Raw genomic sequence first — 12,281 nt, forward strand, 5'->3', positions numbered from 1 at the left:
CAAATAACCAATCGATATCGCGACGGTGATTCCTTGCGGTAGCAGGACTTTTCGCGGGCGGGGCGGGCGACCTCGGAGGTCTTGCCGCGCAGGTGGCCGACTCGGCGAACCTCGGTGGCTCATGCGGGGCCGTCGGGAGGTCAGGCTTCCGCCTGGCCCGCACGGCGCAGCAGTCGGCCGAGGACCAGCCGCAGGTTCTCGCGCTCGCGCTGCGGCGCGAACCCCGCGTCCACCGCGACGCGGTTGAACAAGCCGTCCACCAGGGCGGCGAGCCAGGTGGCGGTCGTGGTCGGGTCCAGCCCGGGATCGATCCGGCCCGCCGCGGTCGCCCGGTCGACCAGGTCGGCCAGGCCGGACCGCACCAGCTGGTCGTTGGTCGCGACCAGGGCCGCGATCCGCTCGTCGCGGTGCGCCTGGGCGGAGATCTCGAGGGTGAGCCGGGCGTAGTCCGCGTCCCCGGCCAGGTCGACCACCAGGTCGAAGAACTTCGTCAGCGCGTCCCACGGTTCGGCGGCGGACAGGTCCGCGAACAGCGCCTCGGTGTCGGCGCCGTCCTGCTCGACGACCGCGGCGAAGATGTCCTGCTTGCTGCCGAAGTAGTAGAACAGGTTGCCCGGGCTCATCCCCGCCTCGGCGCAGATGTCGGCCGTGCGGGTCTGGCCGAACCCCTTGCGGGCGAAGCACCGCGACGCGGCCGCCAGGATCTGGAGTCGCTTCGCCTCGCGCTTGGCTGGGTCAACGGTGCGCATGGGCCGATTCAATCAGTGGGGTTGACGGGGTGGATCACGGCCTCCAATATTAGACCGACTACTCGGTCTAAGAAAGGGTCTGGCTGTGTCTACTCCCTCCCGCCTCGTGCGGTTGGACGCGCTGCGCGGGTTCGCCCTGTTCGGCATCCTCGCGGTCAACGCGTGGGCGTTCGCGACCGGCTACTACGCCTCCGGGATCGCCGACCCGGCCCGTGATCCGGCCGTCCAGTGGGTGGTCTCGCTGTTCTTCGAGACCAAGTTCTACCTGCTGTTCTCGTTCCTCTTCGGCTACAGCTTCACGCTGCAGATGGACGCCGCCGCACGCCGTGGCGTCGCCTTCTGGCCGCGGATGCTGCGGCGGCACGTCGGGCTCGCGGCGATCGGCGCCGCGCACGCCGTGCTGCTGTTCCACGGCGACATCCTCACGACCTACGCCGTGCTCGGCCTCGTCCTGCTGGCGCTGCGCGGCACCTCACCGCGGCGCGCGGTCCGGCTGGCGGTGGTCCTGCTCCTCGCCAGTGGCACGGTCTGGACCCTGCTGGGCGTCCTCGACGTGCTCACCCACGTCCCGGTCGACGCCACCGCGGTGTCCGCGCGGGTCGCCGAAACGGTGGCGGCCTACCGGGGGACGCCGGGGACGGTGGTCGCGGAACACCTGCGACAGCTGCCCGGCACGCTCGAACTCGTCGTGTTCGTGCAGGCGCCCAGCACCTTGGCGATGTTCCTGCTCGGGTTCGCGGCGGGCAAGCGGCAGGTGCTCGCGGAACCTCGGCGCTACCGCGCGCTGTGGTCGTGGCTCCTGCGTGCCGGGTTGCCGATCGGGCTCGCCGGGGCGGCCTTCTACGCCTACATCGCGGTGAACCACCCCGGGAGCGGCGCCGAGACCCTCGCGATCGGGGTCAGCGTCCTCACCGCGCCACTGCTCACCGGCGGGTACGTCGCCGCACTGCTGCGCCTGTTCGACACGCGCGTCGCGGCCGTGTTCGCCCCGGCGGGCCGCGTCGCGCTGTCGAACTACCTGCTGCAGTCGGCCGTCCTGGGCGTCGTCTTCACGGCGTACGGGTTCGGGCTGGTGGGAACGCTGTCGTACGGCGCGGTCGCCGGGCTCGTCGTCGGGATCTACGCGGTCCAGCTCGCACTCAGCGCGCTGTGGCTCCGCAGCCACCGCTACGGACCACTGGAGTGGCTCCTCCGCGTGGTGACCGCCGGCGGAACGGCGTCGGCACGCAACGCGGCGCCCGCCGGAGCCAGGGGCCGATGATGTTAACTATCCGCCATGTCGCACCCGGAGACCCCTTTACCGCAGCCGACTCAGCCCGAGCCCCAGTCTCAGCCCGAGCCCCAGCCCCAACCGCGGGAGACGACCGCGCGATCACGGCCCGGCAACGGCCTGCTCGCCACCGCCATCCTGGTCGCCGGCATCGGCGGCGGCCTGCTGGCGTGGCACCCGTGGGACGAGGCCCCGCTGCCGGCGCCCAAGGACCCCGGGCGCATCACCATCCAGAAGGTCGGTGACCAGCGCGAGGCGACCAACTACGACGAGACGCGGCCGGTCTACTGCATGACGAACGAGACCGGTGGCCTGTACTGCGTGGTGCTGCCCAACCGCTACACCCACATCGAGGAAGAACGGCCCTGATCGGGCGCGGTGCGCGATCACCACGTCACTTGGCGCGCGGATAGGTCTTCTGCACCTCGCCCTTCAGGTTCGCCTGCAGGAACGCGCCGCCGTAGCCGTCGATCACGTACACCTTGATCGACGGGATGTCGTCGATGATGTCGGGCTCGACGATCAGGTAGCGCATCGTCGGTTGCGGGACGCCCAGCTCCGTGTTCGCCTGGTCGAACAGGGCGGGCAGGGCGTCCCAGTTCACCTGGTTCAGGTCGAACACGGTCCGGTCGGCGTCCACGCCGTCCGGACCCTTCCTGGTCGCCTTGCCAGCCCGGTACTCGAAGTCGTCGAAGCCGTGCGCGACCGCCGCGGTCGGGGCGACGGCCGTCGCGTGGTCCGCCCACAGCGTCAGCTCGGACACCGTGGTGCCGCCCGTCGCCTGGCTGAGCGCGACGACCGCTTCACGCGCGCCGGCGGGGGTGAGCAGGTCGGTCTTCGCCGCGTCGCCCGCGGTCGTCGTCGGGGCGTCGTCGGGCAGGTCGAGGTTCGGCAGGGTGGTGAACGGCGTGGTCGACGAACCCGCACCGGAGTCCAGCCGGTCGAACACGCCCGTCATGCGGGCGACCAGCAGCGTGGCCGCGACGACCAGCACCACCCCGACCAGCGAGAGCGCCACGGAACCCGTCCGCTTGCGCGCCTTCGGGGTCGGGGTGGGGTAGGCCTGCTGGTAGTCGCGGAGAGGCGGCCCGCCGACCGGTGGCGGCGTCGGTCCGGCCGGCCAATGGGGGTGCTGAGGCTGGGGCTGAGGACCGCTCGGCGGCCTCGGGACGGTGAACCCCGCCGGGGTGGGCGGGCCCAGGACCGGGGCCGGGTCGCGTTCGGCCGCGGCGAACAGCTGGTCCAGCAGCTCGCCGCTCGGACGGTCGGCCGGGTCGTTGCGGAGCGCGGCGTTGAGCGCGGGTGCGAGGGCGCCCGCGCGTCGCGGCGGCGGCACCGGCTCGGTCATCACCGCGGCGAGGGTCGCCATCGTGGAGGCGCGGCGCATCGGGTGGTAGCCCTCGACGGCCACGTACAGCAGCATCGCCAGCGACCACAGGTCCGACGCGGTGTGCGTCTCGTCGCCGCGCAGCCGTTCCGGGGCGATGTACTCCGGGGACCCGATGACGTCGCCGGTCGCGGTGAGCTGGGTCGAGCCCTGCAGGGCGGCGATGCCGAAGTCGGTGAGCACGGCGCTGCCGTCCGTTCGGAGCAACACGTTGCCCGGCTTGACGTCGCGGTGCATCACGCCCGCGGAGTGGGCCGAGCGCAGTGCCGCGAGCACGTCCCGCCCGATGCCCGCCGCCTCCGCCGGGGTGAGCGGACCGTCGTTCAGCCGCGCGTCCAGCGACGTGCCGCGGACCAGTTCCATGACGATCCACGGGTACGGCGAGTCGGCCGACTCGATGATCTGGTAGATCGACACGACGTTCGGGTGCTGCAACCGGGCGAGCGCGCGGGACTCCCGCAGCACCCGCTCCCGCAGCTGGGCCGCGGCCACCGAGTTGCTGTCGATCTGGTCGTCGTCGGCGGGGCGCACCTCCTTGATGGCCACCTCGCGGTGCAGCCCCAGGTCGAGCGCACGCCAGACCGTCCCCATCCCACCGCTGCCCAGCCTGTCCAGCAGCTCGAACCGGCCGTCGAGGATCCGCCCGGTGTGCTCTCTCTCAGACACCGCGTCACGCTAGCAACCGACCACCGGGGGACGAGGAACCGGCGGCCTTTCCGCGCCGTGCCGCTCGGTCCGCCGGGTGGTCACCCACCGGCTCTCGCCGGTCGGTGACCACCCGGTCACGGTTCGGTCCGCGGGTGCTCCGGGATCAGATGAAGCGCCAGAGGTGGTCGGAGGTGCCGTTGTCGGCGTACAGCACGACCTGCGCGCCGCGGGCGGTGGAGGCGTTGGACAGGCCCAGGACCCGTCCGCCGTTGCCGCACTGGATGCGGAAGTACCCGTTGGCGCCGTGGCGCAGGCGCCACTTGTGGTCGCTGGTGCCGTTGTCGGCCCATTGCACCACTCGGGCGTTGTCGGTGTTGGCGCCGTTCTCGACGCCGAGGACCTTGCCGCTGTGGGAGTTGCGCAGCCGGAAGTAGCCGTCGGGGTCGAGCACGGCGGTCCACAGGTGGTCGGCGGTGCCGTTGTCGTCCCACTGGACGGCCAAGCCGCCGTCGGAGGTCGACATGTCCTGCACGCCGAGCACCAGGCCGCTGGCCAGGTTCTGGACGCGGCGGGCGCCGGTGGGCACGAACCGCCACCGGTTGTCGGCCGAGCCGTTGTCGGAGTCCTGCACGGCTTGGGCGCCCTGCGCCGTGGAGCCGTTGAGGATGCCCAGCAGCTTGCCGCTGTTGACGTTGCGGATCCGGTGGGTGCCGTCGCCGTTGTCCAGCACGGTCCAGCGGTGGTCGGCGGTGCCGGTGTCGCCCCACTGCAGGACGCGGGCGTTGTCGGTGGTGGCCATGTTCTCGACGCCGAGCACCTTGCCGCTGTTCAGGTTGCGAAGCCGGATGTTGCTGCCGTCGACCACGACCTGCCAGTTGTGGTCGGCGGTGCCGGTGTCGCCCCACTGCACGGCCAAACCGCCGTCGGAGGTCGACATGTTCTGCACGCCGAGCACGAGGCCGCTGGCGGCGTTGAACAGCCGGTACCCGGCCGCGGTCCCGCCGCCTCCGCCGCCGGTGGTGTTCCAGTAGACGGTGTAGTTGAAGCCGTGGGCGTCGTGGAACGGGCCGAGGTTCACCGTCGCGCCGTCGGCCTGGGCGGTGAAGGCCAGCGCCGACGTGCTGGTGCGGGTGATGGACTCGACGTTGAGCGACGGCAGCCGGGACAGGGCGGTGTTGCCGTAGTTGCCCGCGAGGACGGCCGGGCCGTAGGTGATGGCGGCGACGGCCGGGTTGTCGTTGGCGGCCTGCACGACCACCCGCATCGGCAGGCGCAGCGCCACCACGTCGCCGGAGGTCCACGACCTGGTCAGCGAGGCGTAGCTGCCGGGGGTGGCGGTGACGTTCTGGGCGACGCCGTTGACGCTGATGGTGGCGCCGGTGGTCCAGGCGGGGATGCGCAGGCGCATCGTCCACTCGCCGGCCACGCTGCCGGTGACGGCGAGGCTGGTGGTGTCCGAGGCCGGGTAGGTCGTGGTCTGGGTGACGGTGATGCCGCGTTCCGTCCAGTTCAGCGTCGACGGGGTGTAGAGGTTGACCGTCAGAGTCGTGCCGTTGCGGAAGTAGATCGAGCCGGCCAGTGAGGTGTTGACCTCCAGGGCGGTGCCCTGGCAGCACCAGAACGTGGTGTAGTCGGTGCTCCAGTTGCCGCCGCCCCAGGCGGGTCCGGTGTTGCCGCGGCGGTGGCCGGGGTTCAGGCCGGTGAAGTAGCAGATGTGGCCGTGCGGGTCGGCCGTGTTCTGCTGGCCGAGGAGGTGGTTGAGCAGTCCGCGTTCGTAGAAGTCGAAGTACGCCGCGTTGTCGGGGTTGAGCAGCCACAGCTCGCGGGTCAGCTTGAGCATGTTGTAGGTGTTGCACGCCTCGGCCGTGTCGGTGTTGAGGTACGCGGCGATGGCGTTGGGCGCGCGGAAGTGCTCGGCCTGGCTGTTGCCGCCGATGACGTAGGTGTGCGCGCCGACGGTGATGTTCCAGGCGTTGGACGCGATGTCGCGGTAGCGGGTCGTGCCGGTGGCCTTGTACTCCCGGGCCGCCCCGATCCACTTCGGCACCTGCGTGTTGGCGTGCAGCCCGCTGAGCCGGTCCTGGTTGGCGGCCAACGGGTCGAAGACGGCCGCGTGGTCGAACCGCTGCGCGGTCGCCAGCCACCTCGCGTCGCCGGTCTGCTGGTACAGGTCGGCGAGCACCGCGTTCATGCCGCCGAACTCCGTGCCCAGCACCCGCTGCATCTGGCTGTACGACAACCGGGCCGTGCGCCAGTCCACCCAGCCCGCGAACCGCAGCAGCACGTCACGCGCCTGCGTGTTGCCGATGTGGCGCCACACGTCCAGCAGGCCGGCCAGGGTCTTGTGCAGCGAGTAGTACGACACCGACTTCGGCGAGCCCGCCTCCATCGCGTCGAAGTCCGACTCCGGGAACCCCGACAGGTAACCGGTGTTGAACCCCGCCGCCGCGTTGTTCGCCTGGCACTTCGCCAACTCCGCGACCATGTAGTTCGCCCGGTCCCGGCACGTGGTGTCGCCCGCCACCGCCCACGCCTGCGCCCACGCGCTCAGGAAGTGCCCCTGGCTGTGCGTGCGGAACGGGAAGTTCGGTGCTTCCCAGCCGCCCAGCGCCGCCGCGCCGTTCGTGGACAGCCGGTGGTTGGCCCGGAAGTTGTAGAGCAACCGGTTCACGTCCACGAACTTCAGGTAGGTCAACGTGCGGTTCTGGTTGTCCAGCCAGCGCCCCGAGGTCAGGCGGACCTGGCTCAGGTCGAACGGGTGCGCCGACACGCCGATGTCACCGCGGACCGGCGGCACCGAGGCCGCGTCGGCCGTTCCGGCGAGCAGGGACGGCGCGGTGGTCGCGACGGCGGCGACCCCGGCGGCCTGCAGCAGTCTGCGTCGGCTCAAGGGTGAGGACGACATGGCACTCCTGTCTTCGGCTGCTCTGGACGTCGTGGGACGAGCCCGGTGGCAGCGTGGGTGGTCTCGGATGGCGGTCCGGGGCGGCGGCCGGTCCGGAGACGTGCGGGGCCGCCGCCGGTGGTCCCGGCGGCAGCCCGGTGCCGTCAGGCGGTCGTGCAGGCGCTGCCGTTGAGGGTGAACGACGGCGGCGCGGCGGTGTTGCCGGTGTGGTTCGCCTGGAAGCCGATGGTGACCGAGGCGTTCGGCGCCAGGGTGGCGTTGTAGGAGACGTTCCTGGCGGCCACCTGGCCGGAGGTGGGTGAGTAGGTGGCGTTCCAGCCGGACGTGATGGTCTGCCCGCCGGGCAGCGTGAAGGCCAACGACCAGCCGTCGATCGGCGCCGTGCCGGTGTTGGTCACGGTGATGCTCGACGTCAGGCCGGTGTTCCAGGCGTTGATGGTGTCGGTGACCCGGCAGTTCGCGTCACCGGGCACCGAGGTCGTCGTCGTAGTCGTGGTCGTCGTGGGCACGTTGCCGAAGGCCGAGACCATGGCGTCGTAGGCGGGCTTGGGCTGGAGGTTGCCGTCGAACGGCAGCGCCGCGCCCTCGCCGGGGAACACGCCGGGGATCCACGAGTGGTTGTCGCTCAACCCCCACGTCGTGATGCCGACGCACCTGGCCACCGCGAGGCACGCGTTGACGACCGCGGTGTAGTCCCGCGCCTGCTGGGCCAGCTTGGCGCTGTCGGCGGGTGTCCGCATCCGGATGTCCAGCTCGGTGATCGCGACGTCGACGCCGAGGTCGGCGAGCCGCTGCATGTTCTGCCGCATGGTTGACGGCACCTGGCCGACGATCAGGTGCGCCTGGAGCCCGACGCCGTCGATCGGCACGCCCTGCTCCTTGAACGCCTTGACCATGTTGTAGACGCCGTCGCTCTTCGCGCCGATGCCGTCGGTGTTGTAGTCGTTGTAGTACAGCTTCGCGGTCGGGTCGGCGGCACGGGCGATGCGGAACGCGTCCGCGATGTAGCCGTCACCGAGCTTCTGCTGCCAGAACGACTGCCGCCGCGTGCCGTCCTCCGCGAACGCCTCGTTGACCACGTCCCAGGCGAACACCTTGCCCTTGTAGTGGCCCATGACGGTGTTGATGTGGTTGACCATCGCCGAGCGCATGTCCGTCGCCGACAGGTTCTGCACCCATGGCGGGGTCTGGCTGTGCCAGACCAGCGTGTGCCCGCGGACCTTCTGGTTGGCCGCGACCGCGCCGGCGACGACCTGGTCGCCGCGGGTGAACGTGAAGTTGCCGCGGCTGGGTTGGGTGGCGTCCCACTTCATCTCGTTGCCGGGCGTCACGACGCCGGCCTCCCGGGCGTTCAGCGCGCGGTACGCCGAGTCGTTGAAGTCGCCCGCGGTCATGGAGTTGCCGAAGTACCGGCCCTTGGCCGCGGCGAGGTCGCGCAGGGGAGCAGCGGCCGATGCCGCCGGGGACAGGATGACGGTCAGCGCGGTGACGGACGCCAGTGCCACCGCCACCGCGCCGAGCCTCTTCGTCGTGGTGATCACGGAGCCTCCAGTCGACGGGTCTCGTGGATCGGGTCGATCACGCCGCGGCGCAGGGCACGCCGTTGAGCGTGAACCCGGTGGCGGCGGAGCTGGTGCCGGTGTGGGTGGCCTGGAAGCCGATCGACACCGACCCGTTCGCCGGGATCTGCGCGTTGTAGTCGACGTTGCGCGCGGTCACCTGGCCGGTGGCGGGGGAGTAGGTGGCGCTCCAGCCGCCGGTGATGGCCTGTCCACCCGGGAGCGCGAACTGGAGCTGCCAGCCGTTCACCGCGGTGGTGGAGGTGTTCGTGATGGTGATCGTCTCGGTCAGGCCGGTGCTCCAGGCGTTGACCACCGCGGTGACCTTGCACGCGTCGGACGGAACCGGCGTCGTCGTGGTCGTCGTGGTTGTTGTCGTGGTGGTGGTGGTGGTTGTCGTCGTGGTCGTGGGCGGACGGTCAAGGCCGAGGAAGGCGATGGAGTACGCGAGCATGCCGGGCTGCGGCAAGGTGTGGCCGGTGCCCTGGATGCTGATGCCCTCGACGGCGTTGCCGTACCGCGTGCGGGTCCAGCTCGACTGCGGGTAGTCGGTGGACGACGGCGTCCGGCTCACCCTGTGGAGGTCCGTCCACTGGTCCAGCTCCTCGCCGAAGTTCGGGTAGGCGAGCGTGGTGTCGGTGGTGCCGTGCCAGAACTGCATCCGCGGGTACGGGCCGGTGTAGCCCGGGTACATGGCCCGCGCCTGGTCACCCCACTGCTGCGGGGACTTCAGGAGGTTCCCGCCCGAGCACTGGCTGTTCCACAGCGAGCCGTTGGTGGTCGCGAAGCAGCCCGCCGGCACGCCCGAGTACGCCGCGCCCGCGCTGAACACGTCCGGGTACTGGGCGGCCAGCACGTTGGTCATCATCGCGCCGGACGAGAAGCCCGCCACGACGATGCGCGCCGGGTCGACGTTGTAGCGCTGCCGCGCGTGCGACACCATCGACATGATGCCGGTGGAGTCGCCGCCCCCGTTGCGGCGCAACGCGTTGGCCGTGGACACGTCGAAGCAGCGGCCCTCGCGGGTGGCCTCCGGGTAGACGATCACGTACCCGTACCGGTCCGCCGCGGTGACGTAGTCGCGGCCGTTGCCGTTGTGGACGGCGCTCGCCGAGCCACCGCAGTAGTGCACCATGACCAGCAGGGCGGGCTGTGCCGCCACCCGGTCGGGCGCGTAGACGTACATGTTCAAGCCGGTCGGGTTGGCGCCGAAGCTCGTCACCCGCGTCAACGACGCCGCGTTCGCCGGTGGGGCTAGGACGGCGAGCGCGAGCGCGGCGATCAGCGGCACCACCGCCGCGACGACGGCCGTGACCTTGGTCTTCACGTTCGTCATGCGCGGCTCAGCTCCCCACGCGGGTCGGAGCCGCTCGGCGGGGCAGCCGTGGTGGACCTCGCGCCGAGCGCGGGCGCGGAGGCTGTCGGCACGAGCGCGGCTCGTGACGCTGACGTCGCTGTCAGGTTCATGTTCCACCCTTTCGGGAGGTCACCCGGGATGCCCGGGTGGTGGGCCGGCGGTCGGACGACACCCGGCGAGGTCGAGCGCGGGGCGGCGTTCGCGTGGCGCACCCCATGGCGGTGGAACGGGGTGGAGCCCCGGTCGGAAAGGTGCCGTGCCGGAGTTTGGCAGCTATATGTTCACGCTCACAAGCCTGTGGACCCAGGTAGTCCTGAACATTGCTCTGTTCGGGGTAGGGAAAGCGGGAAGTGCGCCGAATGGCCACTTGAGACGCGATGGGACGACGCGCTCTTGTCAACCTGCGGAGGGATTTGCTCAAGTTAGCGCTAACATTTTAGCAATAGGTGAGGTGTGCGGCCAAGGCTGCGGACAGCAAACGGCCGCCATGGGCACGCGCTGGACCTCGCGCGTGCCGATGACGGCCGTTACCCCTCGTGCGGCGGATCAGAAGTTCTTCGAGGCCACCACCCAGGGCGCCTTGGCGGCCAGCCCGGACGGGCTGAGGATGTAGGCGCGGGCGGTCTGGTTGCCGTTGAGCACCATGTCCAGGAACTGGACGACGGTCGTCATGCCGTCGGTCAGCTGGCTGCCGCCGATGAAGCCACCGTGCCCGGCCTCCGGCTGCCTGGCCAGCACGGCGGGCACGGTGGCCAGGTCGTAGGTCGCCTGGTTGTTGGCGTAGGCGATGTCGGAAGGGCCGCCGTCCATGAACATGGCGGGCGTGTGCAGCTTGCCGACCTCGGAGCGCGGGTAGCCGAACGAGCCGTCGGCGAAGAACCCGCTGTTCAACGAGACGACACCGGACACGCGGCGGTCCTGGGCGGCGACCATGGCTTCCAGACCGCCGCACGAGTGGCCCGCGGTGGCCACCTTGCCCAGGTCGAGGCGCTGGCGGAGCACCGCTCCGGAGCGGTTCTGCTCCCGCTCGGCCCACGTGATCGCGTCCGTCAGCAGGGACGGGATGGGCGACCCGCTCGGCACGCCGTTGGGCGAGCCGTCGACCGAGCCGGTGTCCACCACGACGAAGCCCTTCGAGGCGATGAACGTCAGCGCCCGGGTGACCTCGCTGTTGTTCGTGTGGGCGCACGCGCCGTTGCCGAAGGCCAGCACGGGCAGGGGGCGGTCGATCGCCTGCGGGTTCGACGGGCGGAACACCGTGAAGCGGTTGTCGCCGTAGGCGCCTTCCCTGGTGACGGGGAAGTTGTTCTCGACCATGGGACGGCTCGGCTGGGGCGTCGTCGTTGTGGTCGTGGTCGTGGTGGTGGTGCTCGAAGTCGTCGAAGTCGTGGTGGTCGTGGTCGTCGAACCGGTGCACACGGTGCCGTTGAGGGCGAACGACGACGGGGTCGTCGGGCCGGCGCCGGACGTGCCGTTGAAGCCGAAGGACACCGTGGCGCCGGTGGCGATGGCGCCGTTCCACGCCGCGTTGACGGCGGTGACCTGCGCGCCGGACTGGGTGTGCGACCCGTTCCAGGACTGCGTGATCCGCTCGTCACCGGCGAACGCCCACGACAGCCGCCACCCGTTCACCGGGTCGCCCAGGTTGGTCACGACCACGGTGGCGTTGAAGCCTCCCGGCCACTGCGAGCCGACCGAGTAGTCGACCCGGCAACCGGCCGCGGCCGACGCGGACTGCGCGCCGATCAGGGCGCCGGTCGTCGCGACGAGTGCCACGGCGGCCACCAACGCGGCCGACCGGGACGCGCGGGAATCGTTGCTGCGCACGGACTTGCTCCTCCCACTCCGGATGGCGGCGGATGGCGTGACGGGATCGGGCGCGGGGAGGGCCCGGTGGCGGCCGGGTCCTCGCGCGGTGGATCAGCCGACCCGGCAGGAGACGCTGGGCCAGTTCCAGTTGCCGCCGTGCTGGATGGTGAAGCCGAACGTGTTGCCGTTGCCGTTCGGGCGGGCGGTCATCACGTTGGCCGTTTCCCAGGTCGCGCTGGTGTTCCAGGTGGCGATGATCCGCTGGGGCGAGCTGACCGTGACCGTGACGATCCAGTTGTTCGTGCCCGAGACGGTCACCTGGCCGTTGAAGCGGTCACTCCACTTCTGACCCTCGGAGTACGTCGCGGTGCAGCCACCGGGGTTCGGCGTGGTGGTGGTGGGGTCGGTCGGGCTGGTCGGAGTGGTGGTCGGGCCCGTGGTGCCGGCGGCGTTGAGGGCGTTGAGGGTGGAGGTGTAGGCGGCTTTCTTGTTGCCGGAGCCGTCGAAGAGGAGGGGGGTGCCGGAGGCGCGCCAGGAGTCGGTGTCGCGGATGCCCCAGACGGTGATGCCGGTGCAGCGGGTGACGGCGAGGCAGGC

9 protein-coding genes are annotated in these 12,281 nt (G+C 70.8%); 2 read left to right on the plus strand and 7 right to left on the minus strand.

What is annotated here, in order from left to right; translation table 11 throughout:
- Positions 1–140: 140 nt before the first annotated feature.
- On the minus strand, positions 141–749 hold the full coding sequence (locus tag ADK67_RS10300; RefSeq protein ID WP_053716170.1) for a TetR/AcrR family transcriptional regulator: 609 nt from the start codon (positions 747–749) through the stop codon (positions 141–143).
- An 85-nt stretch (positions 750–834) separates the two neighbouring features.
- Here ADK67_RS10300 and ADK67_RS10305 point away from each other — a divergent pair, with 85 nt between their 5' ends.
- Together ADK67_RS10305 and ADK67_RS10310 are read left to right on the plus strand one after the other, a co-directional pair.
- Complete coding sequence (locus tag ADK67_RS10305; protein WP_231648108.1) at positions 835–2,010, plus strand: DUF418 domain-containing protein; 1,176 nt, start codon at positions 835–837, stop codon at positions 2,008–2,010.
- A 15-nt stretch (positions 2,011–2,025) separates the two neighbouring features.
- Positions 2,026–2,388 carry a hypothetical protein gene (locus ADK67_RS10310; RefSeq protein WP_053716172.1) on the plus strand — a complete coding sequence of 121 codons (363 nt, stop codon included), beginning with the start codon at positions 2,026–2,028 and terminating at the stop codon, positions 2,386–2,388.
- A gap of 25 nt (positions 2,389–2,413) precedes the next feature.
- Here the strand turns inward: ADK67_RS10310 and ADK67_RS10315 are convergent, their stop codons facing one another.
- The 6 genes from ADK67_RS10315 to ADK67_RS10340 form a co-directional block, all read right to left on the minus strand.
- Positions 2,414–4,072, minus strand: a complete 1,659-nt coding sequence (locus tag ADK67_RS10315) for a serine/threonine-protein kinase (protein WP_053716173.1) — start codon at positions 4,070–4,072, stop codon at positions 2,414–2,416.
- A gap of 145 nt (positions 4,073–4,217) precedes the next feature.
- Positions 4,218–6,944: a beta-L-arabinofuranosidase domain-containing protein gene (locus tag ADK67_RS10320; protein WP_231648109.1), complete on the minus strand. Its 2,727-nt coding sequence runs from the start codon at positions 6,942–6,944 to the stop codon at positions 4,218–4,220.
- 158 nt (positions 6,945–7,102) lie between these two features.
- A complete protein-coding gene (locus ADK67_RS10325) occupies positions 7,103–8,500 on the minus strand; it encodes an endo-1,4-beta-xylanase (protein WP_231648110.1) in 1,398 nt (465 codons plus the stop codon).
- A gap of 37 nt (positions 8,501–8,537) precedes the next feature.
- Positions 8,538–9,854, minus strand: coding sequence for an extracellular catalytic domain type 1 short-chain-length polyhydroxyalkanoate depolymerase (locus tag ADK67_RS10330; RefSeq protein ID WP_053716175.1), 1,317 nt, complete (start codon positions 9,852–9,854; stop codon positions 8,538–8,540).
- 567 nt (positions 9,855–10,421) lie between these two features.
- Positions 10,422–11,702: a cellulose-binding domain-containing protein gene (locus ADK67_RS10335; RefSeq protein ID WP_053716176.1), complete on the minus strand. Its 1,281-nt coding sequence runs from the start codon at positions 11,700–11,702 to the stop codon at positions 10,422–10,424.
- 93 nt (positions 11,703–11,795) lie between these two features.
- Positions 11,796–12,281: endo-1,4-beta-xylanase (locus ADK67_RS10340; protein WP_197289373.1), on the minus strand; the 486-nt coding region annotated here is incomplete at its 5' end.

Origin of the sequence: Saccharothrix sp. NRRL B-16348 (genome assembly GCF_001280085.1) — a bacterium.
In the GTDB taxonomy this organism is placed as follows: Bacteria; Actinomycetota; Actinomycetes; order Mycobacteriales; family Pseudonocardiaceae; genus Actinosynnema.

What these genes read in the sequence shown, in the direction of transcription:
- ADK67_RS10300 (WP_053716170.1), bottom strand. Translation starts at nt 749, where the DNA reads ATGCGCACCGTTGACCCAGCCAAGCGCGAGGCGAAGCGACTCCAGATC.
- ADK67_RS10310 (WP_053716172.1), top strand. Translation starts at nt 2,026, where the DNA reads ATGTCGCACCCGGAGACCCCTTTACCGCAGCCGACTCAGCCCGAGCCC.
- ADK67_RS10330 (WP_053716175.1), bottom strand. Translation starts at nt 9,854, where the DNA reads ATGACGAACGTGAAGACCAAGGTCACGGCCGTCGTCGCGGCGGTGGTG.